Source organism: Sphingomonas aerophila, from assembly GCF_014199305.1.
GTDB lineage: Bacteria > Pseudomonadota > Alphaproteobacteria > Sphingomonadales > Sphingomonadaceae > Sphingomonas > Sphingomonas aerophila.
Genome location: NZ_JACIJK010000004.1, coordinates 21,819 through 45,245 on the forward strand (window position 1 = coordinate 21,819; position 23,427 = coordinate 45,245).

Annotated in this window: 16 protein-coding genes; 9 read left to right on the forward strand and 7 right to left on the reverse strand. The window is 64.6% G+C overall.

Annotated features, from left to right (window positions below; all coding sequences use genetic code 11):
- Positions 1 to 510: 510 nt before the first annotated feature.
- Both FHS94_RS06780 and FHS94_RS06785 read left to right on the forward strand, forming a co-directional pair.
- A complete protein-coding gene (locus tag FHS94_RS06780) occupies positions 511 to 1,653 on the forward strand; it encodes an MlaA family lipoprotein (protein WP_184056028.1) in 1,143 nt (380 codons plus the stop codon).
- A gap of 212 nt (positions 1,654 to 1,865) precedes the next feature.
- On the forward strand, positions 1,866 to 2,624 hold the full coding sequence (locus tag FHS94_RS06785; protein ID WP_184056030.1) for a Crp/Fnr family transcriptional regulator: 759 nt from the start codon (positions 1,866 to 1,868) through the stop codon (positions 2,622 to 2,624).
- 53 nt (positions 2,625 to 2,677) lie between these two features.
- Here FHS94_RS06785 and nagE read toward each other — a convergent pair whose 3' ends face one another.
- Genes nagE through FHS94_RS06805 form a run of 4 tightly spaced genes read right to left on the reverse strand, consistent with a single transcriptional unit; the run spans position 2,678 to position 11,881 of the window.
- On the reverse strand, positions 2,678 to 4,438 hold the full coding sequence (gene nagE, locus FHS94_RS06790; protein ID WP_184056032.1) for an N-acetylglucosamine-specific PTS transporter subunit IIBC: 1,761 nt from the start codon (positions 4,436 to 4,438) through the stop codon (positions 2,678 to 2,680).
- On the reverse strand, positions 4,435 to 6,852 hold the full coding sequence (gene ptsP, locus FHS94_RS06795) for a phosphoenolpyruvate--protein phosphotransferase (RefSeq protein WP_184056034.1): 2,418 nt from the start codon (positions 6,850 to 6,852) through the stop codon (positions 4,435 to 4,437). Before ptsP ends, nagE begins: the two co-directional genes overlap by 4 nt.
- Entirely contained in the window at positions 6,849 to 9,083 is a 2,235-nt protein-coding gene (locus FHS94_RS06800) for a family 20 glycosylhydrolase (protein ID WP_184056036.1), read from the reverse strand. The genes ptsP and FHS94_RS06800 overlap by 4 nt, the downstream gene beginning before the upstream one ends.
- A 38-nt stretch (positions 9,084 to 9,121) precedes the next feature.
- Positions 9,122 to 11,881 (reverse strand): TonB-dependent receptor, encoded by a 2,760-nt coding sequence (locus FHS94_RS06805; RefSeq protein ID WP_343055202.1) that lies wholly within the window; start codon positions 11,879 to 11,881, stop codon positions 9,122 to 9,124.
- 190 nt (positions 11,882 to 12,071) lie between these two features.
- Here FHS94_RS06805 and FHS94_RS06810 point away from each other — a divergent pair, with 190 nt between their 5' ends.
- From FHS94_RS06810 to FHS94_RS06840, 7 genes are all read left to right on the forward strand, one after another.
- Positions 12,072 to 12,812 (forward strand): GntR family transcriptional regulator, encoded by a 741-nt coding sequence (locus FHS94_RS06810; protein ID WP_184056040.1) that lies wholly within the window; start codon positions 12,072 to 12,074, stop codon positions 12,810 to 12,812.
- 4 nt (positions 12,813 to 12,816) lie between these two features.
- Positions 12,817 to 13,854 carry an SIS domain-containing protein gene (locus FHS94_RS06815; RefSeq protein WP_184056042.1) on the forward strand — a complete coding sequence of 346 codons (1,038 nt, stop codon included), beginning with the start codon at positions 12,817 to 12,819 and terminating at the stop codon, positions 13,852 to 13,854.
- Positions 13,854 to 14,990 carry an N-acetylglucosamine-6-phosphate deacetylase gene (gene nagA, locus FHS94_RS06820; RefSeq protein WP_246348417.1) on the forward strand — a complete coding sequence of 379 codons (1,137 nt, stop codon included), beginning with the start codon at positions 13,854 to 13,856 and terminating at the stop codon, positions 14,988 to 14,990. The genes FHS94_RS06815 and nagA overlap by 1 nt, the downstream gene beginning before the upstream one ends.
- Before the next feature lie 387 nt (positions 14,991 to 15,377).
- Entirely contained in the window at positions 15,378 to 15,731 is a 354-nt protein-coding gene (locus FHS94_RS06825) for a hypothetical protein (RefSeq protein ID WP_184056046.1), read from the forward strand.
- 15 nt (positions 15,732 to 15,746) lie between these two features.
- The gene (locus tag FHS94_RS06830) at positions 15,747 to 16,085 is read left to right on the forward strand and encodes a hypothetical protein (RefSeq protein WP_184056047.1); all 339 of its coding nucleotides are present in this window, start codon (positions 15,747 to 15,749) and stop codon (positions 16,083 to 16,085) included.
- Between the two features lie 29 nt (positions 16,086 to 16,114).
- Entirely contained in the window at positions 16,115 to 17,308 is a 1,194-nt protein-coding gene (locus FHS94_RS06835) for a hypothetical protein (RefSeq protein ID WP_184056049.1), read from the forward strand.
- Positions 17,305 to 19,326 carry a M15 family metallopeptidase gene (locus FHS94_RS06840; protein WP_184056051.1) on the forward strand — a complete coding sequence of 674 codons (2,022 nt, stop codon included), beginning with the start codon at positions 17,305 to 17,307 and terminating at the stop codon, positions 19,324 to 19,326. Before FHS94_RS06835 ends, FHS94_RS06840 begins: the two co-directional genes overlap by 4 nt.
- A 9-nt stretch (positions 19,327 to 19,335) precedes the next feature.
- Here the strand turns inward: FHS94_RS06840 and FHS94_RS06845 are convergent, their stop codons facing one another.
- From FHS94_RS06845 to FHS94_RS06855, 3 genes are all read right to left on the reverse strand, one after another.
- Positions 19,336 to 20,595, reverse strand: a complete 1,260-nt coding sequence (locus FHS94_RS06845; protein ID WP_184056053.1) for a cytochrome P450 — start codon at positions 20,593 to 20,595, stop codon at positions 19,336 to 19,338.
- Positions 20,592 to 22,130, reverse strand: a complete 1,539-nt coding sequence (locus FHS94_RS06850; RefSeq protein ID WP_221234615.1) for a Dyp-type peroxidase — start codon at positions 22,128 to 22,130, stop codon at positions 20,592 to 20,594. Before FHS94_RS06850 ends, FHS94_RS06845 begins: the two co-directional genes overlap by 4 nt.
- Positions 22,131 to 22,198: 68 nt before the next feature.
- A complete protein-coding gene (locus tag FHS94_RS06855; RefSeq protein WP_184056057.1) occupies positions 22,199 to 23,419 on the reverse strand; it encodes a hypothetical protein in 1,221 nt (406 codons plus the stop codon).
- Positions 23,420 to 23,427: the final 8 nt, after the last annotated feature.

The window sequence follows — 23,427 nt, forward strand, 5'->3', positions numbered from 1 at the left end:
CATCTCTGCTGCCCGCGAAGAGGCGGACAAAGAAAAGTAGTGGGATCAGCACGATCATTATCGACGCTAGAACGTCACCACCGAGCCAGTAGATTAGCTCTCGAAAGACGAGCGCCAGCGCGGCTACAAAAGCGAAAAGCGTCAATGCACGCGTGGCAAGGGAATACCTCCGGCTTTTCTCTGTACTTGTACCCATGACGTCTGACACTCCCGCCAAGGAAGTTCTTGCGCAGACCGAGTCTAATCCAGACTGGTCGGCTTCATCGCCTCCCGCGACTTACAGCCCAGTCAGATGTATCCCCGAGTTTTCCCTGCGTAAGGTATAGACAGGCGATTATTCGGTGATAAGACTGACTTGTATACCGCTCGGTACTGAACTGGGGCGATGTAGTCAAGGCGGACGCGGGGCCAATTTATGCCAAGATCAAACGATCTGTCTTGGCCGCCCTGCGACACAGTCACCGTCGCGCTACCGCGGCCCGCGGCCGTCAGGGCGGCTTTGCCGCGACCATGACGTTCGTTATTTGCCCGGAAACGCCAATTGCAGGTCGGTCGTCAGGTCGACAAGGAACAAGCATGAGCTTCAGCCTGATTACCGCAGCGATGGTTCTGGTCCCTTCGCCAACAGGCGACGCTCCGCCGTTCTTTCCAGCCTCTGCACTACCCCCGTCAGACCGCTGGAAGGAACAGCCCGCTCCGGCTAAATCCGGCGCGATCGTGCCGCTCATTCTGCGCGGGGCGCTCCAAACTGGCCCCGGTCCCGTTACTGTTCCGGAGGCGCCTGCTCCCCAGACTTCAGTTGAGCGTACGTCTGGTGACCCTTCGACCCAAACCGCCGAGCCGTCCGACGAGGTCGTTGTCTCAGGGCGCCGCTCTTCCGCCACCGACCCGTTGGAGCGGGCTAACGTGCAGTCCTTTAAAGCCGTGCAGGCTGTGGACGGGGCGATCGTCGCGCCCCTCGCTAGGGGGTACAAGAAGGGCTTACCAAGGCCAATCCGACGCGGCATCCACAATTTCCTGGATCATGTGCAAGAACCGATCGTCTTCCTGAACTATCTGCTGCAGCTTAAACCCGGCAAGGCTGCTGAGACGCTGGGCCGTTTTGCCATCAACTCAACGATCGGTCTGGCCGGCGTTGTCGACGTGGCCAAGAAGAAGCCGTTCAACCTTCCCCATCGCCCAAACAGCCTGGCCAACACGTTGGGCTACTACGGCGTCGGCCCTGGCCCATATCTCTTCCTGCCGATCATCGGTCCGACGACGGTGCGAGACCTTTTCGGACTGACAGTTGACCGTCTCGTCCTGCCAACAACCGTCGGCGCACCCTTCAACAAAGCCTATTACACGATCCCTACAAGCGTGCTCAGCGCGCTGGACTACCGCGTCGCTTTCGATGACAGGCTAAGTGAAATCCAGAATTCCGCTGATTCGTACGCCGCTTCACGCAAGCACTATCTCGATCGGCGCAAGGCTGAGATCGATCGGCTCCATAGTCCGAAGTGGCGGGCGCTTCATGTGCCGCCGGCCCAGCCGCCGATGCTGGAGCAACCACCCGTTTCCCAACCAGTGCCCGCCCTTTCTCCGACGAACCTACCTGCCCCGGCTGGGGAACAGGCGCTCGGTGAAGGGGCACAAGCTCAACCTGCACACTAGCGAGAGAATGTCCCAACGGTCCGGAGACACCCGGCGGCCGCCGCCTCAGGCCCGGCAAGAAATACATTTTGATCCGCTCGCCCAATCACGCGTCTTCGGCGGATCATCTCCGCCGCTCATGCGCTATGTTAGTATCGCCGATCAAAGGCCCGCAGGCTTCCGCGACTGAGAGACAGCTTACCGCGCTCCCGCTTGCAATAAGGGAGGCGGCCATGAGCACCTCGTCTCAGGACCAAATGCAACTCTTCGTCGATCGTCTAATGAAACGATCGGCCCTTGGCCGGCAGGAGCAGGACGCGATCCTTTCTCTTCCGAGCCAGTCGATCGCGTATGACAGGCGTCGGGATATCGTTGAACTGGACGACGCCACCGGCTCAGCCTTTCTGGTCGCATCGGGGATGGTGGGTCGGTTTGCGCAGACCGGGAGCGGCGCGCGCCAGTACACAGCCTTTTACCTCCCCGGCGACATGGTGGATCTGCACTCGACCGTACGAGCGGTCGGGCTTGGAGGTGTCAGCGCCATCAGTGATACCGTGATTCTGCGCGTGCCCCACGCCGCCCTGCGTCAAGTGGCCGCACGCTTCCCGGCCGTAGCCGAAGCATTCTGGAGGGATTGCATGCTCGACGCGGCGGTGTTGATGCAGTGGGCGGTCAACGTCGGCCGTCGCGATGCGCAGACCAGGCTGGCGCATCTTTTTTGCGAGATGGCGATACGTTCAGGTGAGGACCGAACTGCTTCCACCAGCTACGCCCTACCGCTAACGCAGGAGCATCTCGGCGACGCGGCGGCGCTAACCTCAATTCACGTGAACCGCTGCTTGAAAGCGCTCAGTAACCTTGTCTCGATAAAGGCTGGCGTCGTTGAGATCCACGACTGGAGAGCGTTGGCACGCGCAGGGGATTTCGACCCTGCGTACCTTCTGGCGGACACTTCGCCCGCGCGCCCTCAAAGGGTGCTTGTTACGGCATAGCTGGCCGTGCCGGCTGGATCCTGAAAGCCCAGGCTTTGGGATGATGCGCCCGATCAGCTAGTCGGGCGAACGGCTTTAGCCTGTTGCCATGCTTCCAGCACCGGAGCTGCCTCCCCGTTCAAGAGCAAGTGCAAGGAACCGCTCCCGTCAGCGGTGGCCCTGACGCCTGGCGCGGAAGAAAGAGTGTCGCGCACCTTTTGCGAAACCCCTTCCAGGACGAGGCGCCTTCCACGGGCGAGGGCCCCGTCCGGAGCAGCGGCCCCAAGTGCTTGAACCAGGAGGCCAAGCTCGTCATCGTACCGAATTGGCAAGGTAGCTCTGTCCGGAACCGCTCTTGATGGCGAGAAAGGGGCGACAGACGTCTCGGCCCCGGTCATCTGCCTCATCGCCGCTGCCAGTTGGTCAGCTTCTGGCCCGACCACCACCTGTACGCGTCCACGGCCCAGGTTGAGCGTCCCTCGCGCGCCAAGGCTTGTGAGGCCCTGCGCATCGACCAGCTCTGCGTCGTGAAGAACGAGGCGCAAACGGGTCGTACAAGCATCCAGCTCCGCAATATTGGCCGCTCCTCCCAGTGCAGCCACGAAGCGGCCGGGCCGTGCGTCTGACGCTGTGCTGGCGTCATCGGCACTGGCAGCTGCCACCGCTTCGCGGCCCGGTGTCATGAGATTGAACCGCCGAATGGCCCAGCGAAAGGCTGTGTAGTAGATTCCGGAATAGGCAAGTCCCACCGGCAGCAGCAGCAGGGGCCGGGTCGCCAGGCCGAAGTTCAGCACATAATCAAGCAGGCCAGCCGAGAAGCCGAACCCGAGCTTCACACCCAAGGCGTTCATCAGCATCATCGCCACCCCGGTCAGCACGGCATGCACCGCGAACAGGAGGGGCGCCAAGAAGATGAATGTGAACTCGATCGGCTCCGTCACGCCCGTCAGGAATGCGGTGAGAGCAAGGCTGAGGTACAATCCCGCCACGCCCTGCCGCCGCTCGGGAGGGGCCGCACGGTACATGGCGAAGCAAGCGGCGGGCAGTCCGAACATCATGACCGGGAAGAAGCCCGCCATGAACGCTCCCGCGGTGGGATCGCCCGCAAAGAAGCGTTTCAGATCGCCTGTCGCGCCGTGAAAATCACCGACTAGGAACCACGCCAGGTTGTTGATGATGTGGTGCAGGCCCGTGATCAGCAGCAGGCGGTTCGCCAGGCCGTAGAAAAACAGCCCGAGCGGCCCCGCTGCGACCACCCAGTGGCTCAGCCCGTCTACCAGCGCCTCGAACACCGGAAAGCCGACCCCAAAGGCGAGGGCAAGCGCCACGCCAGCGACGCCGGATACGATCGGCACGAAGCGTCGACCCCCGAAGAAACCTAGCGACGCAGGCAGCTGGATAGCGTGGAAACGATTATAGAGTGCGCCCGCAATTACCCCGGACAGGATGCCGGCGGGCACGGACAGTTTGGCGATCTCCTTCGCCTTCCAGGCGGCCAGGGCGATGTCGCGATAGACGGGGTCGGTGGCAGCGACGGTACCGGGAGGAATGGCTAGGAGCGGCTTCGCGCCCTCGGTTGCGACGAGGTAGCAGACGATGCCGGCAAGGCTGGCTGCGCCATGGTTCTCCCGCGCCAGCCCGACCGCAACACCGGCAGCGAACAGCAATCCCAGATTGTCGAAGATCGCCTGTCCCGCCGCGGCCACGAAAGAGATGGCGAGCAGGTCGGGCTGCCCCAGGCGCAGCAGCAGCGCGGCTACGGGCAGCACGGCGATGGGGAGCATCAGGGCGCGGCCGAGTGGTTGCAGCCGTTCAAGCGCGCCACGGCCGATCATGCCTGTTCCTCCAGCAATGCCCGAACCTCCGCGGCAGATGTTGCCGCGAGTGCTCGTGCCGCCAGCGCACGTGCGGCGGCGATCGTGACCGCACGTATCGCCGCCTTCACCTCCGGAACGATTGCAGGGACGGCTGACAGCTCCGTAATGCCAAGCCCGACGAGCAACGGCGCGACGCGGGGGTCGGAGCCGAGGGAGCCGCACACGCCCACCCACCGGCCATGCCGTCCCGCGCCCTCGACGGTCCGTGCAATCAGCCGAAGCACCGCCGGATGCAGCGCGTCGACCATCGCAGCAACGCCCGCATTGCCGCGATCGGCGGCCAATGTGTATTGCGTCAGGTCGTTCGTGCCGATCGAAAGGAAATCGACCTTGGCGGCAAGGTGGTCCGCGATCATCGCTGCGGCGGGCGTCTCGACCATTATGCCGAGCTGGACCGGATCCGTCCGCCCGATCGCGAGCGTTGCCCGGTTGAGCGACGCACGCACCCCCTCGACTTCACCGATGTCGGCGATCATGGGCAGCATGATGCGGCACTGCGCGCCCGGCACCCCGGCGAGGATCGCGCGCAATTGCGTTTCGAGCAGGTCGGGCCTCGCTAGCGATAGGCGCACGCCGCGCTGGCCAAGTGCCGGGTTTTCCTCCGGCCGGCTGTGCAGGTAAGGGACTGGCTTGTCGCCGCCAATGTCCAGGGTGCGTATGATCAAGGGCCGCTCGTCGAGCGTGGTAGCGATGGCCGCGTAAAGCGCCTGCTGCTCTGCCTCCGTTGGCGCCTCGGCACGATCGAGGAACAGGAACTCGGTCCGTAGCAGCCCGCATCCTTCCGCCCCGGCGCGCACGGCTGCGGCGGCATCGTCCACGGAACCCAGGTTCGCGAACACTTCGATCCGGGTACCGTCGGCAGTAGTGCAGGGCTGTTGCGCCGCACGGAGCGCCCCCGTGCGGGCTTCGCGTCGGCTGGCGATCACGACACTCGCCGCGTCCAGCGCCGATGCGTCCGGGTTTACCGTCAGACGGCAGTTCTCGGCATCGAGGATAGCCGGATCGCCATCCGCTATATGCAGCACGCCCGGTCCTGCCGCGACGAGCATCGGAATGCCGGCAGCGGCCGCGAGCACAGCCACGTGCGCTGTCGGGCCGCCGGCCGCGGTGCAGATGCCCTCCAGATTGGTGAGGTTGAGCCCCAAAAACTGTGAGGGGAGCAGGTCGGGGGCGATGAGAATGGTGTTCGGCTCGATCACCGGGGCGCGCATTGGGCGGCCGGTCAGATGGCCTAGCAACTGCGCCTCTACGTCCTCCAGATCCGCGACGCGTTCGGCCAGCAGGACGTCTCCCGTCCCGCGTAGCGAGGCCGAGGCGCGTTTCGTCGCGTTGCGCCAGGCCCATCCCGCGCTCTTGCCCTCCGAAATGAAGCGGCTCGCCGACGCCTGCAGGTCAGGGTCGCTCAGGATCATGCGGTGCGCCTGCGCCAGATCGTCAGTGCCAAGGCTGGCCCCGGTCGCCCTGATCGCATTCTGGAGCGCCGCAATCTCTGCTTCGACCCCGGCGCCCTGTTCCGCAACGTCGATGGTGGCAGGGCGAAACTGGCACACACGACCGATGGCAATGCCCGGAACCGCGCAAACCGGCCCGCTGCGGGCGAGAGGAGGGGGGGGAAGTCCGTCACCGGAGTCGCCGAAGCGCTCCGACGCGAACTGCTCCAGTGCGTCGAGCGCGGCGTCGGCGTCAGGTCCCGACGCGGCTACATGCACCTGTGCGCCCTGCGCCGCGCCGAGGGCCAGCAGCGCGACGATGCTCCGAGCATTCGCTTGCTTGTCCTCGTGCGTCAGCCTCACGGTCGCAGAAAAGGGGGTGAGCAGTTGAACGATGCGGGCTGCCGGGCGCGCATGAAGGCCATGGGGGGCCATAACGGTGATAACCCGGCTGGCTTCGATGACGACGGCTTCTGTGTCCGATGCGCCGCTCGCCGCCACCTCTGCCACGGGATCGCCGGCGGCGACCAGTCGGCCGGGGTTGATGATCCTTACCGACCCGCCGTTCGCGGCCACCACGGGCGTGATCAGGTCCCTGGCATCGCGCGCGACCTGGTCGAGATCGAACTCGATCAGCGATTGTCCACGGCACACGTGCTCACCCGAAGTCACGAGCGAGGAGAAGCCACGGCCACCAAGGGCTATTGTTTCCAGGCCGATATGGAGCAGGATCTCGGCGCCATTCTCCAGCCGCAGCGTGATCGCGTGGGCGCTGGTGGGGACCGACACGACCTCGCCATCAGCAGGCGCGCGGAGCACGCCTTCCGTCGGATCGATCGCGAACCCGTCACCCATCATGCGCTCGGCAAAGACCGCATCGGGCACCTCGTCCAGCGGCCCCAGCCAACCGGCGAAGGGGGCGTGCAGGGTGATCCCCGTCATGGGAGCAGCGCGACCCGCTCGATCGCCCAGAGCGGATCCACGCCGCGGGCCGTGTAGGTGAAGCAAAGGTGGGCTGTACCAGTTGATCTAGGCAGGGGAGCCGTCAGGCGTGTCACCCCGGGTCGGTTCGCCGCCGGCGCGAGCGGCAGGCTGGCGATCAACTTGCCATCGCACCCGCCGCTGCGAACCTGGAACTCGCCCGCAGGCGTGGCGGGTGCGCGAAAGTGGATCTTTTCGCGGTCGGCGCCGACCTGAAAGTTGAATGGGATTTGACCGACGTCGATCGCCACCGAGCGTGCGACTGCCACCGGCGCCCTGTCCCACCGCCAACATGGGTTGAACACGTCAAGCAGGAAACGCGCGCGCGGGCCCTGGGCGGGGTAGTCGTCCTCCAGGTCCAGCGCTACTCCGTCGCTGCACAGGGTAAGCTCATGGCTCGTGCGGCTGAGCAGGGCGGCTTCGTCAAGCTGCTGCGTGTAAGCGCCGGGCAGGCGGCGGTCGTCGATAAAGCTCGCAGCGCGCAGTTGCTGGCCAGCGCGCACGCTGACGGCGCTGCCATAGAGAGGCGACGCCAGGCCCGGCGCTGAGCCGTCCAGCGTGTAGTGGATCGGCAGCCCGGATTGGGTGCTGAGCGTCGCTAGAGCGCTGACGGCATCCCGCGTATCGAGTGCCACCGTGACCGCCCAGGCGCTAGTAGCGGCCTTGAGCCCAAAAGGCCGCAGCCTGTCGATCTGCGGCAGGAGTTGGCGTGAGAAGCCGGCCACGTCGCGCTTGGCAGCGGGCGCCCAGCCGATCTCCGCAATTGCCATCGCGCGGGGGAACATCATCCAGGCAGCGCGCTGGTCCGTCCGGACATGCTCGGTCCAGAGGTTCGCCTGCAGGCCCAAAATATGTCGTTGCTCGTCGGCACTGAGGGAGCCCGGAATGGGATCAAAGGCGAGGATGTCGGCAAGCGTGATCAGCCGGCCGCGCCCGGGCGGCTCCGCAGGGCCGGTTCCCTGGCGATTGTCGATGTACAGTGTTGGTGCGGGACTGAGCACAGCGTCATGGCCGGCCCTTGCCGCCTTGATCGCGCCGTCGACGCCGCGCCACGACGTGACCGCCGCATCGGCCGGGACACCGCCGTCGAGAATCTCGTCCCAGCCGATCAGCCGGCGACCATGCGCGGCCAGAAAGCGTCCGACCCGCGCGGTGAACCAGCCCTGGAGTGCGTCCTCATCCTTCAACCCGAGCGCCTTGATCTGAGCCTGAATCTTGGGCGACGCGAGCCACTGTTCCTTGGTTGCCTCATCGCCGCCGATATGAATGTCATGGCTGGGGAACAGGCGCATGACCTCGGTCAGCACCGTTTCGAGAAAGCGGAAGGTTCCCTCGTCGGTGTTGTAGAGCCAGGGGAAGACACCGTAATCGGACTCGGCACCGGGCGGGATCGGCACACCCATGCCCAGCTCTGGATAGGCGCGGATCGCCGCAAGGGCGTGCCCGGGCATCTCGATCTCCGGCACGATCGTGATGCCGCGGTCCGCGGCATAGGCAACCAGGTCACGGATCTGCTCGGGCCTATAAAAGCCGCCTTCCAGCGGAAGCGGTGGAGCACCGGGGGCGGTCGCGCCGCGCCGCCAGGCGGAGATGCTCGTCAGCTTGGGATAGGCTGGAACCGGCAGTCGCCAGCCTTGGTCATCCACCAAATGCCAGTGCAGCCGATTGAGCTTGTTGGCCGCCATCCACCCGATCAGGTTGCGCACATACTCGGGCGATTGCATGTGCCGCGCGCTGTCGAGCATCAGGCCCCGCCAGCGAAACCGGGGGTGATCGTCGATGGTCACTCCTGCAACGCGGTGATCCGCACCGGCGCTCGCCAGCTGCCACAGCGTAACCGCGCCGTAGAAGAGCCCGGCATTGTCGGAAGCGGTGATCGTGGCGCCCCCCGGGCCGGTCTCAAGCCGGTAACCCTCCGCAGGCATACCAGGCCGGCGAAGGAATCGGACCGCCGTCCCTGTTGCGCTTGCGCGCACGGTGGCGACGCGTACGCCCCCGACCGCCATCAGCTCGGCAAATCGCGCGGCCGCGTTCCGCTCGCCCGCGTCGCGCGCGACCACCACGCTCCCGGGCGTCAGGACGAACCCAGCGCCGGTGGTCCGCATGGCCGCAGGTGTCGGCAGCAGAGCCGGCGCCTGGGCCGCAGCCGGGGAAGCGGCCAGGAGGGCCAGCCACGCAATCAGTCCACGCATGGCACTATCTTGCCGGTCTCGCTCGCGATGGGAAAGGGTCAGAACTTCACCCGAATGCCTGCGAAGAAGATGCGGCCATTGTCGTAGCGCGCGCGGAATCGAGTTTCCGTGCCGGCATATTGCAGAATTTTGGTGTTGGTCAGGTTCACCGCATCCGCTGTTAATGACAGATAGTCCGTGATCTTCAGGTTGGCCGAGGCGTCGAGCGAGTCGGTTGATCCCTGGTTCAGCGGCGATGCGCGGTCGATGTTGATGAAGAAGGCCGAGCGGTAATTGTATGACGCACGCAGACTGAGCCAGTCGTTCTCGAAGTAGCCGGTCAGATTCAGCGAGTGCTTGGAGTTGCCGGGGATCGGGTCGCCACTGTCCGACTTTGCGTCGGAATAGGTGTAGTTCACGACGGCACCAAAGGGCCCCCAGATGCGCCGCGACGCTTGTAGCTCCACGCCAAAGTTGCTTCCGCCCGATCCGTTCGAACGGCGGTTGATGTCGAACAAGCAATTGTACAGCTGCTGACCCGCATTGACGAGCGAACAGCGGGCGAGGTTCGGTGTACCCGTCTGGACCGGGAAGATCTCCTGGTCGGTGCGGTTCACGATGTAGCTCGCGATGTTCTTGTAATAGAGCGCGGCGGCGAAAATCGTTTCGCGATCCGGGTACCATTCCAGGCTGGCGTTATAGTCGTCCGACTCATAGCGCTGGACGTTGGGGTCACCGCCGTCGCCCGTCAGCGAGCCTGGGTTCAGGCTGACGCGGGGTACGATGTCGGTATAGTCCGGCCGAGCAATCGAGCGGCCCGCCCCTAGGCGGAAGATCAGCTGTTGGGTCAGGTCAAACCAGACGTTCACGGCGGGCAAGAAGTCCGTGTATTCGCGCTTGACCGTGATCGGCAGATAGGTGCCGAACGGGTTGTCGATTGCGCCAGGCGTCGCCGCCGGCACACCCAGCTGGTTCCCGCGTGATGTCTGCTCGGTGTGGATCATGCGCAGGCCGATATTGGCGTGAAAGCCCTGGACCTGCGGCTCGCCGACCTTGACCATGATGTAGCCGCCATAGGTCTTCTCGTTGATCGAGTAGTTCTCGGGCGGGTTCAGGACGTGGGCGCGGGTCTCGGCCGGCTGGCCGTTCAGGATGCTTTGCAGCTTGCCAGTGTCCACGTTGAAGTAGTTGGTCAGCGTGCCCGGCAGGGCCAGGTTGCTTAGGAAGTCGTCGGGCAAGGAGCCGCCGGCGAAGTCGACAGACTGGCACGGGCGCCCGGCGCAACCGGTGGAAACCAGGGGCAGGTAGAAACCGCCATAGGTGGTCGCCCAGAAATACGCGTTACGATCATGGTCGGTGTACTTGCCACCCACCTTGATGGACGAGATCGGGCCGCCGACCGGCTGCTCGAAGTCGACATAGGCGTACTTCTCCTTATCGGTGTTGCCGACTTGGTGAAGCGAAGAAAAGTCGAAGTTCAGATTGTTCGGAACAGTCGGATCAGCGCCGGTGAAGCTGACCTGCGGAACGCGCCCGGTGATGTCGAATGTGAAGCTGCCAGCGGCGCCCCCTTCGTAGAAGGGCTGATTTGCAGTCTTGCCCCGTGCGCGCGTCAGCCCTCCCTTGAGGTGAAGCACCCCGTCGCCTTCGAAGGTGTAGGTCAGGTCGAGGTCGCCAGACCATGTTTCCGCAAACGCATCGCGATAGATCGCGTCATAGACGATCGCGCGGTCGGTGCGGTTGCCATTTGCGTCGACGGCTGGCCTGGATGTCACCGTTCCCTTCACCACCGTGTCGTCGACAATGGTCGCGTTGGTGACCGTGCCACCGCCACCCAGAGCGTTCGATCCCCACGCCATGAAGTTCTGGTTGAAGTTTGACGCGTTGAAGCGCGAATAAAGGCCGGTCGCGACGATCTCAAGGTTGTCCGACGGCTTGAACTGGAGTTCGACATTGCCGCCATAGCGCTCACGCTCCTGCTGGAAGAGCGCCGAGCCGATCAGCGACGGGATTTGCGCACCCCCGACATTGGCTGGTCCTGCCTGATAGCCCAGCACCTCGGCACCGTCGCGGCGGATACGACGCTTTTGGTACACGCCTCCAACCAGGACGCCGAACGTTCCGGCGTCGTTCTTCCAGCTGATCAGTCCCGAGCCCTGCGGATCAAACTTGTCCGACCGCTCCGAATAGACCGCCTGGGCAGCGGCGTTGATCGACCAGCGCGGCAGGTCGAGCGGATGTCGGGTATGGACGTTGATGGCGCCACCAATGCCTCCTTCCTCCACATCGGCCTGGGGCGACTTGTAGACGTCCAGCTGCCCGACGATCTCGGCTGGCAGGGTCAGGTAATTGAAGGAGCGGGTTGCGGCCTGCTGGTCCAGGATGAACCAGTCCGCTGTCGCGATGCCGTGGCCGTTGACCAACGTCTTGGTCAGGTTGGGGGCGGTACCACGGAGTGACACTCGCTCCCCCTCGCCGAACTCGCGGTTGATGACGATGCCGGGCACGCGCTGAAGCGCTTCGGCCACGTTCTTGTCGGGGAACTTGCCGATGTCCTCGGCCGAGATGATGTCCGCGATAACGGAGGACTGGCGCTTGGCCTCGATCGACGCCTCAAGCGATGCGCGGATGCCGGTCACGACCACGTCGTCCTGGCCCGCGGCCTCGCCGGTGCTGCCATTGTCACTGGGCGCGGGCTTGATCGTGCCGGATGGCGCGGTGTCGGTGGGAGTGTTGGGCGTCGTTTGCGCGTGGGCGGCGGTGGCTGCCAAAACGGCTGCCGTGCTGACCGAAGCGGCGAGGAAAAGGCGTCTGACCACGTTGCACTCCCCCATTATGTACGGCTGCACCGGGCGGCTAATTACCGTACCAGTGACATACCAATTCCGATACCATCTTGCTGAACACGGGCATCGTCAAGCATCTTTTTTACGGGATCGGGAGCTTGCTCTCCCGGTCGCTCTTGGCAGTGGTACGGAATTGGTTCTACATAGGCCTGGAGGGGAATGGATGACTGACCTAGCTACCCATATCGGGCCTTTGGACGATGCCGGCCGGGGATCGCTGTACCAGCGGTTGGCGCGAGGGCTGCGCGACGCGATCGAGCAGGGGGTGATCCGGCCGGAGGAGCCGCTGCCGGCCGAGCGCGATCTGGCCTCCGACTTTGAAGTGTCCCGGATCACGGTGCGCAAGGCGCTCGACTCGTTGGTTGCCGACGGGCTGCTGGTGCGGCGGCATGGAGCCGGCACCTTTGTCACCGGCCGCGTCGAGAAGCAGTTTGCCAAGCTGTCGTCCTTTACCGAGGACATGGCCGCCCGGGGTCGCACCGTCACCAGCGAGTGGCTGCTGCAGAGCGAAGGCGTAGTGACGCCCGACGAATCGATGACCCTGGGGCTCAGCCCCGGCGCGGCGGTGTATCGCTTCCATCGGTTGCGCTGCGCCGACGGACTGCCGATGGCGATCGAGCGCAGCACCATTCCCGCTTTTGCCCTGCCCGGGACAGAGGCGGTCGACGCCTCCCTGTATGAGGCGTTGGAGAAGACCGGCAATCGCCCGGTCCGGGCACTGCAGCGGCTGCGGGCGGTGTTGTTCGATGCCGCGCAGGCCGAGTTGCTGACCGTGGAGGCGGGGGCCGCCGGCCTGTTCATCGAACGCCGCGGCTTCCTGGATGACGGCCGCGTCATCGAAGCGACGCAAAGTTGGTATCGAGGGGACGCTTATGACTTCGTCGCCGAGCTCACGACCAGATAAGCCCATGGTCGACCCGAGCCATAGCCGGATGTTCGCCGAAGCTGGCGAAGCATCGAAGGTTGTCGCGCGGCAATTGGCGCTCAACCGCGACGTCATGGCGTCGGCGGGACAGATGCTACGCGACCGGGCTCCCCACACGGTGCTGACCTGTGCTCGGGGCAGTTCCGACCATGCCGCGACGTACCTGAAGCACTTGGTCGAAACGCGAGTGGGGGTGATGGTGGCATCCCTGTCGCCTTCGATCGCGTCCATTTACCGCAGCTCACCCATGGCTCGCGGGATGCTCGCGATCGGCCTGTCACAGTCTGGCAAGAGCCCGGATCTTCTTGCTGCGATGGCCGCCGTTTCGGCATCTGGTGCTGGCACGCTAGCGTTGGTGAATGCCGCCGACTCGCCGCTAGCTGACGCGGTCGACGTTGTTGTGCCGTTGCAGGCGGGACGAGAGACGAGCGTCGCGGCGACCAAGTCCTTTATCGCCTTGTTGACCGCCTCCGTTTCCCTCGTCGCCGAATGGGCGGATGACGACGCGTTGCGCGACGCGCTCGCCGGCCTGCCCGAGCTGCTTGCCGAAGCTTGGGAGTGCGACTGGGCTGCCCTGGTTGGCGAGCTGGCGGACACGCGCGGGCTGTACGTGATCGGGCGAGGTCCTAGTCTTGGGATTGCTCAAGAGGCAGCGCTGAAGCTGAAAGAAACGTGCGGCCTTCATGCAGAGGCGTTCAGCGCGGCGGAGGTTCGCCACGGACCGCTGGCGCTGGTCGGGCCGGACCTGCCGTTGCTGGTGTTCCGCCAGGCCGATGGATCGGCGGACGGAACCGACCGACTGATCGAGGATGCTCTCGCCCAAGGCGCGCGCGTGGTCGTCGCGAGCGATCGGCCGAGCGCAGCCGGTACCACATGGCTGAAGGTGCCAGCCACCGATCCGGTGCTGGCATCCATTCTCGCAGTTCAGGCTTTCTACCGCGCGGCAAGCGCCCTGTCCGTGCGCCGCGGCTTCGATCCCGATCAACCGCCCTATCTCCACAAGGTGACCGAGACCGTTTGATGCGCGCTCTGTTGAATGCCCGGGTGCTGGTGGACGGCAACTTCGCCGAACGGCTCGCCGTGCTGGTCAATGGCGACCGGATTGCGGCGGTATTGGACTCTGCCGACGTGCCTGTGGCGGCCGAGCGCGTCGACCTTGCCGGCGCGATGCTGGTTCCAGGCTTCATCGATACACAGGTGAATGGCGGCGGGGACGTGTTGTTCAACGACGCCCCGACGGTGGACACGATCCGAAGGATAGGGGCCGCGCACGCACGGTTCGGCACGACCGGCTTCCTGCCCACGCTAATCTCCGACGACCTCGACGTGATCCGCGCCGGTGTCACCGCCGTGGAGCACGCGATCGAGCAGGGCGTGCCCGGCGTGCTCGGCATCCACATCGAAGGGCCATTCATCAACGTCGCTCGCAAAGGCATTCATGCCGCGGACAAGATACGGTCGCTGGACGGAGACGGCATTGCCGTTCTTTGCTCACTGCGCCGCGGCAGGACGTTGGTCACGCTGGCGCCGGAGCTTGTTGGCGCAGCAACGATCCGACGTTTGGCAGCAAGCGGTATCATCGTAGCCGCTGGCCATACGGCTGGTTCTTATCAGGCGATCAACCAGGCGATCGACGCGGGGGTGACCGGCTTCACGCATTTGTTCAACGCGATGTCGCAATTAGGCAATCGTGAGCCGGGGGCCGTGGGGGCGGCGCTCCTCGACGAAAAAGTCTGGTGCTCGTTGATCGTTGACGGCGTGCATGTCAGCCCCATCACCCTGAAGCTGGCGCTGCGCTGTAAGCCGATCGACCGGTTTCTACTCGTCAGTGACGCCATGCCGACCACCGGAGGAACGGCCGACGGTTTCGCTCTCGACGGGCGGTGGATCCGGGCGGAAAACGGGCGGCTGGTCGATGAGCAGGGAACGCTGGCCGGCGCGGACCTGTCCATGATCGCGGCCGTCCGCAACGCTCATCACATGCTGGACGTGCCCCTTGCTCAAGCAGTCGCGATGGGGAGCACGCATCCCGCCGACTTCCTGAAGCTAGGGGACCAGGTCGGCCGGATCGCGGCGGGGCAGCTCGCGTCATTGCTGGCGCTCGACACCGACCTGACGATCCTCCGCCGCTGGATCAACGGTTCGGAGGTCGAATAAGTCCTTGCGGGGCCATGCTTGCAGCCCGGCCACTAGTGTTGTCGCCCCGATTGCCGGGTTTGCAGTTAGCTAGTGTTCACCCTCTGAGGCGCGACGAGCGCGGAACCCCCATGTGGTCAGCAGGTGTAACCGAGCGCCCCCGTGCGCAGCGCATCGGGTAAAAGCCGGTACGATTAAAGGCCGCGGTGACCGGTCGATGATGATCCCATACCATACCTCCTGAACAATAAAGATGATCGCCGGGGGTTCGGGCTTATGATGTTCCACGAGTCCCGCCTCTATGCCGCGGACCGAGGCGGGCCGTTGGTCATCCTGATAACATTGGCGCTTCTTGTAACGGGATGTGCGGTTGACCTGATCGCGCGTCGCGATACCGAAACGATAAGCATGACTGACGCGCTTCGTGCTACCACGAATGATCATCTGCAGCGACTTGCCGGCGAAACCGCGCCGGCGTGCCTCCACGAAGCGCATCGCGCCTTTTACGCTCAGGAGAAGAACGACGTCGCAGCGCTGGAACGGCGCGTAGTCTCCCAGCCCAAGAACGACCCGACCATTGAACAGGTCCGGGGACTCGGAAGCTCGCTGGCTAGCCTTGAGGAATTGCACAAGCGATCGAGCGCCAGCGGGCGCTGCCTTGCGATGGCCGAACTCTCCCCATTGTCGCGCGGCATCGACACGAGCTTCGCCTCAATCCTGGAGATCGAGCGAGCAAAGCCGGCGGGTTCGCAAAGCCGGTAGCGGAAAGGAAACGGCGTGGCCTCCATCGATCTGGCGCAGGTGACCAAGGACGTGCTTGGCGCGATGACCACCGCGATTGGAAGTGGCAGCGGGCAGGTACACGCCTTTGCTCGGGCAGAAGCCGCCAAGATCGCCGTCTCGATCGCGGAGATCGGGCAACTCCGCGCGGCGGGTGTCATCGATGAAGAGGAGATGGAGCTTCACCTCGACGTCCAGAAGAACGCGTCTCGGGCCGTGCTGATGGCCGTGAAAGGCATCGGCATCGTCACGGCAGAGCGCGCGGTGAACGCGGCAATCTCCGTTGCACTGGCCGCCGTGAGTACAAGCCTCGGAGTGCCATTCGTCCGGGTCTGACGGTGAACCCGGGCAAAAGGGGGTGAGCGATGTTCTCCTTTGACACTATCGACGTGGCGATCGGGCTCGCCCTGCTGTTCCTGATGATGAGCTTGCTCTGCACGTCGCTGCGCGAGGCCATCGAGGGGGTCATGAAGACGCGCGCGTCCGACCTGGAACGGGGCGTTCGCCAGATTTTCCAGGAAGATGGCGTACTGACGGAGCGGTTCTACCAGCATCCCCTGGTCTATTCCCTGTTTGCGGGGGACTACCAGCGACCCAACAGCAAGGCCCTGATCGCCCGGGGAGGCAAGCTACCGTCTTACATCCCGGCCAACCAGTTCGCCCGCGCTTTGATGGACATGGTGCATCAGGGTTCGGCGGCTTACTCACCATACGGAACGGTTACGCCGCCACTGACCATGGTATCGCTCCGGGAGGCAGCGGCACAGTTCCCCAATCCTCAGGTCCGCCGCGCCGTCCTGTTCGCGATCGACCAGGCGAGGGGAGACCTGGACGCGGCACGACGCAATCTGGAAAGCTGGTTCGACGGTACGATGGATCGGGTTTCCGGCTGGTACAAGCGGCGTACCCAGCTGATCCTGTTTCTGATCGGACTGACACTGGCCGTGGTGCTGAACGTGGACGCGGTCACCATCGCCCAGCGCCTGCAAAGCAACAAGGTCCTGCGGAACGCGCTAGTCGAGAAGGCGCAGGCGACGATACGGAGTTCAGGACCCTCCGGAGCGATCGGGGCGCGACCGGAGGAACTTGCCGCGCAGATCGAAAGCTACGGCCTGCCTATCGGCTGGCGCAGGGGCCGGCCCGCAGCACAGATGGAGGCCCGCGCCTGTTCCGCGCCAACGCCGGGCTGTGTTGGCGGCCGTGTCGAGGTCCTGACTCCCGGTGCGATCATCCAGATGTTGATCGGTTGGCTGATCACAGCGGCGGCGATGATGCTCGGCGCGCCATTCTGGTTTGATACGCTCAATCGGCTGATGGTGATCCGTTCAACGGTGAAACCGACAGAAAAGAGTCCTGAGGAAGGGTCGGAGGATCGGCCAAAGGCTCGCCAGCCCGCAGACACGCAGGACGATAGAGCTGCGCCCCAGGCGCCGCATGCGCCCTTTCCGGACATAGCCGCGGGTGGCCCGACGCCGCGCGCCAGCAGCGCCGCTACGCCCGGCGGTTTTCCCTTCGTCCCCAACAACTGGGCGGACGGTGTCGAGGAGGGAGTCGCATGAGTTCAGGAGCGCAAGCGAAAACCATCAAGGTCAGCCGCGACCTCAATCTGCTCGCCCCAGCTTTCCGGGCGGCCGTGGAAGCGGCCATCCTGGACTGCAATGACCAGGGGAGGCCGGGCGGGCCGCTCAACGCAATGGTCTATGAAGGCTTCCGTAGCCCGGAACTGCAGGCGATCTATTTTCAGCGCGGCCGCACGGTAAAGCCACCCAGGCACACCGTTACCAACGCGCCGACCAACGAATTCAGTTGGCACGGCTATGGTCTGGCGGTGGATGTGATCCATGCGACCCAGCTGTGGGAGCCGGGCCGGGGCGAGAACTGGTTCCGAGACGTCGCGGCCGTTTTCGCCAGGCACGGGTGCAAATGGGGTGGAAACTGGACCTCGCCTGACCTGCCGCACTTTCAATGGGGTCGTTGCCGGGCCAGCCCGTCCGATCATGCCCGCAGCCTGATCCGCAGCGGTGGTGTGCAGGCGGTCTGGACGGAGGTTGGCGCCGACCTACCTGACATAGACCAGCCGGCGGAACCGGAGCCGGCGTCGATGCGGCCCGCCGCTCCGCATATGAATGACGGCGGGGATGTCGACGTGCTGGAGGTCGAGACTTTGGTCGGCCGCAGCATTACCGAACTGTGCCGAAACGGCTTCACCGATGATCGCGCCAACCACTGCGCCCATTTTGTGGCACACGCCCTGGGATTGGATTTTGGCTATACATGTCGCGCCCATGTCGGTGGCTCGGCGTCAGGCGCGAACCTGCGCGTACACGAGATCTTCGCCGAGTGCCCGCGCGTCGGGTTGTGGGCCGATGCAGATCAGAGCCGTACGCAACTGGTCTTCGTGACGCGCCGGGACGTCGTGTCGATCGCGACCAAGACGATGGGCAACATCCCGCAGAAGCATGTCGGGATCGTCCGCGACGGCATCGTCTACCACTATTCCAACACCCTCGACCGAGTCACGAGCCAGCCCGTCGGAGAGTTCCTGGACACTTTCCAGCGTCTATACGCGGGCGATCAGGCGCTCTTCTTTGGCGAAATTCCCCATAGCGACCTGGTCCTCGCGGTTGATCCGTCGGGACAGGCAGGAGTGTCGGAAGGAACGATCGCCTTTGAACTGAGGCGTGATCAGAAGGACTGGATCGCACGGCGGGCCGAAGACGACGCTGGAAAGGCGTTTCTCGCCGGGGTGGAGATCCAGCAGCCCGCAAAAGGCTTCTTCGGCCTCTTCTTCCCCGTAGCGCGCTACTACGGCCCGGTCTTTGCTCCCGAGGATCATGCGGGGGTGATCGGCCAATGGGCGTATCTTCTCGATCTCACGGCGGCATGCGAGAGCCGGGGTTTCATGAACCTGGTCAACACCTATGACCGGGCACGCTTTACCTTCGGCTTCTATCAACTGGCTGCGCACACACCCGACGACAACCTTATTCTGTTCTTCCGCGAGGCGCTTGCCGATCCCGAGTTCAGGCGATTGTTTCCCGAGCTTGATCTGCGTGGAGGACGCGTATTCAACGTCAGCCCCGATGGGACTGCAACCGACCTGGAGGCCGGCATCCTGGACCCGGCCAGCGGAGAGATGCAGCTTCAACGCTTCATGGCGTTCCTCAACCCAAATCGGAAGCTGGTGGACGAGCAGGAAGTGTTGCAGGCCGCGCGCCTGATCTGGTGGGCGAACCAGGACGGCGAGTCCAGTAAGCTTCAGGTTCGCGTGGCGGCCCGGATCCTCGGCCGCAAGATGGCGCGTACTTATCACCCTCGCTACCGCCTGGATGGACAGCTCGACACCGTCTGTGCGCTCATAGCCGATATCCATCACCAAGGTCGCGCCAAGGTAGACGTCGTCAGGGCGGCGATGGCCGAGCCAAGAGAGGCTGATCGGGAAGCAGCGCTGCTTGCGATCGGGAGTGTCAGCTATCCCGAGCGGATCGCGACTTTGTCCGGCCGGCTAAGGGCGCTCAAAAGCGCGGGGCACCTGGGCCGAAAGCGTTATGTTGCCGCGACGAACGAGTTCGCCTGACCTGTTGCTTCAGGCATCGTCGTCGAAGACCAGTTCCAGCCGGTGGGCGAAGGGGCCGCGCTTTTCGAGCCGCCCGGCGCTGCCCCTTGCTCGCCTCAAGCCCGGTCGGGCGAGCAGCGGCTTCACCATGCGATGGAGCGTCGCGTGATTGATGAAGCGGCCGAAACATTCATGCAGGCCGTGCCCGAAATGCAGATAGTTATGCGCGTGCCGGTCCGGGTCGAAGCATGAGGGCTGGGGAACGCGGCGTTCGTCCATCATCGCCGACGCAGTGGCCGCGAACACGGTGGCGCCGGCCGGGATGCGACGCGCGCGTGGGGTGCCGCTGGCCAGTTCGTGGCTGCTCAGGGCGACACGTTTGAAGCCCGGAGCCAGGGGATCGAAGCGCATCGCTTCGGTGATGATGGCGCGCAGGCGGTCGTTATTGTCGGGCGTGTCGAGCCGTGCCGCTTGCTGTGCGGCGGCGAACCAGGCGGGACGTCGGAGGAGTTGCTCGATCGCCTGGGGCAGCACCATCGGGGGCTGTGGCGGGCCGCCGACGATCATGCACAGGATCGCGGTGCGGATCTCGACGTCGCTATAACCGGGTGCGCCGGCCGCCTGGCGCGCCAGGCAGCGGCCGAGGACATCATCGGGGCTGACGCCAGCGGCCACGACCTCCCGCCTAGCAGCGATCGCGCGGTCGATATGCTTCTGAAAATTGACCGCGAACTCTTCCGCCTCGGCCCGCCAAGCCTTGTCCTGCGCCGATCCCGTGAACTGGAACTCGAAAAGGCGTGAACCCCAGAGCGCAAAGCTGCCCGGCGCAGGCTCGCTGATGCCGAAGTAGCGCGCGATCAGGTCGAACGCGACGCCACGCACGAAGGAGACCAGCTCGATCCGGCCATTCGCGGCGCCGATCCTTGCCGCCGCCAACCGCTCCGCTTCGTCACCCAGGTGGGGCAGGTCACTCGCCAACACGACCGCTTGCATCGTCGCAAGTTGGGCTTGGTACTCGGGGCCGTCGGGCATCCCGAGAAAAAATGGGTGAGAGGCGGTGATGACCTGAAGGTTCGGCTGATAAGGCACGCCATATACCGCGTCCGTATCGAACACCTCCAGCACGTCATCATACCGTGTCACGACCCAGAAGCTGCCCAGGCGGAGCAGCGGCCTGACCGTCCGCAGCAGGGCCATAACAGGCGGAGCGAGCTGGAGCATCGCGGCGGCCAGCTGCCCCTTCCGGCCCACCTCCCAACGGTAGATCGGGCCCGAGACTGCCGGGGTCATAGCAGCGCGAAGTAGCGGAGCGCGGGCAAGCTCGGGAGGAAGAAATAGTCCCCGCCCACCAATTGCACATAGGTTTCCACCTGGACGATCCGACGTAGCGGCTTTTCCCGGATCGTCATCGGCCCCGGTGCGCCGAGAAGGGGATCCTCCTCGCCGTAAAGCATGGCAAAGCTGCTGTTCAGCAGCCACGTCTGCTGCACGAATTCGAATTGTCGGGCGATGTCGGTGTTGAGGCACATGAACAGCAGGCCGCGCTCCTGTCCGTCATCCTGCCGTGGATCGGCGATGGACGTTCCGTACTTGCGGCCCCGTCGTAGGATGCGGTGTCGGTTCGCCGCTTCCAGCAAGCTGGGGCGGGAGGCATCGTCGGGCGCCAGGGCGTCGCGGGGGTTTGCGCGGCGAACATGACTGCCGGCCGGACAACCATGCGCATAGCGGTCGTCTTTCCAGAACAGATAATCATTGTTCGGCGCGCCATTGACGGGCGGTAGCGTGCCCTTGGGACAGAGCAGGTGCCCGTCCTTGTTGCGGCCGATTACCCGTTCCGCAATCCAGTCGGCGGTGACATGCGAAGCATGCTTCGGGTCGTGTCTACGGATGCGGTCCGCATTAGCGTCCATGGACTGCCAGAAGGCGGCCACGTCCTGCTTCAGTTCACGAACGACGATGTAGCTGCCGTTCAGGCCCAGATCCAGGAAGCCCTCTGCCGTGGGATGCCGGACGAGACCCGCTTGAGCCGGCCCGTCGTCGTCGGGGGGTGGCACCGGCAGAACGGGGCCGGGCGATGGTTCGCCATGGCCGTTCCGGTACCCGATAAGGAAGTCGCCCAGTGGTACGCCCTGCACCGGACGGGGCTGTGTGACTGGGACGTCGTCCAGCGTTACCGCGCCGCCGACATCATACGGGTCGGGCTGTGATAGACCATCGGCGAAGCCGAAATGCTCGCGGCTGATGTTGCCCTGTTCGGGATGTTCCGGATCAATGAACAGCGAGCGGCTTCGCGCCACCGTGACGCCGACAGGTCGCAGCGCGGCTTCCACCTCGGCGCACCAGGCCGAAGCATCCTCGTCGCTGCCGGTGTAGAGCAGCAACATCGCGTGGACGGACAAGGCGGTGGTGACGTGCGCCTCTGCCGCCGTTCCGTCGGGCACGTCGAACCCGCCTCGCAGGCCGGCGGCGCTGGCGCGCAAGGGGGTGTTCGCGCTCCAGACCGGGCCGCCCGGAACCACGGTCGTCTCCCAATCGTCGCCACGACGATCGCCCAAACGGCGCAAGCGGTCTTCCTGCAACATCCCCTCTCGGAAGGGACGGGAGAAGGAGGCGAGCGCCGTTTCCTCAAGGCCCATCTGCCGAAGACCGGACCAGCTAAGTGCCAGCGCCGCAGCCCGCGATCCCGTCTCGCCCTTGCCTGGCGGCACGGCATTCGTGACGGGCGCGACCCGCTCCAGCACGGACAACCAACTTCCCCCGGTCAGGTCAGGCCCGAAGCTCAGGCAAAGCGCGCGACCAAAGCGGAGGGCGCCAAAGCCGCTCACGACCAGACCTTGCGTCTTGGCCGCAGCATCAGGTGCCAATTTCCAGCTCGACGACGATCTAGAGGTGCTCACAGGTCCAGCATCCAGGCTTCGGCTGCACTGTCGTCCAGCGACTTGTTGCGCAGTCCGTTGGCAATGCGGTGGTTTCGCTCGATCTGATCCACAGTCAGGTCGGGATAGGCGCTGTACCAGAAGCGGCTCACCGTCCGGCTGGCGAGAGCCCAGGCCTTGAACTGACGACCATGCTCGGCACCCTCGCCGACCAGATAACGTGTGGTCGGGAATCCGACGCCGCATCCCCAGGCCAGGGTCAGGCCGCCATGCGCCTTCTCGATGAAGTCATCGAGATAGGAGTCCCAGCTATGGTCAAAGTTCGAAAAGAACAGCAGCCGGCTATGGTTGTTCAGAAACGCCCAATGCGCAAAGTGAACAGTGCGCATGCTGCCAAGGTAGCCGGCGCGAGAGGCCCGAAGCGCACGCAGGGCGAGGTGGAGGCCCCGATGCCCCGCGCGGACGATGACGGTACGCAGGACACCCGGCTTGATGAGGACGATTGATCCCATGTGGTTCTGGGTGATCCAGTCCTCACGCCGGATCATCTCACGTAGCATCCGCTCGTCCTGTCGAGGGCGATCATGTGAGCTGTCGCGCACTTCCAGATGGCGAACCCAGAACAACAGCGCCGCCGCCGTTGCAACCACGCTCGCCAGCGCCATCGCGACCAAATGGTCACGCGCTACTCCGAGGCCAGCCAGCAGCAGCCCGGGTGCAGCGGCAACGGCCAGCAGCAGCAGGACGAACAGGGTCAAAGCCGCCCAGTCCGTAATGCGTTCAGCCGGCGAAATGCGCTCAGGCGCTTGATCGTCAAGCCAGCGGTGGTTGGGGAGGAGCGCGGTGCGAAGGTCAGCATGAACCTTGGCGGGCGCCTCTCCGCGATAAAGCTGCGGTGCGCGACGGTCGAGTTCTTCCACCGTCTCAAGAAAGACGCTGTGATCGCGCAGGATCTGCTGGCACGCCAAGCCGCGGTTCCCGTGGTGAAAGACGCTGGGCCGCTGCGTCCGCGCCTCAAAGTACGGTGCAACGCTGCGTTTTGACGCCAGCGCCGTCACCGCGTCATACAGCGCCCCTGTGCCATCGCTCGGGCGCTTGCAGCAACGGATCATCACCCGCAGCTCTTCCCCCACGACCGCCGTCAGATCGTTCCAGAAAGCGCCTTCCGGCCCGTCGAAATTGGCCTCAAGGATGAATACTGGATCATAGTCGTGCGCCGGGAAGACGCTGATCGACATGAAATGCA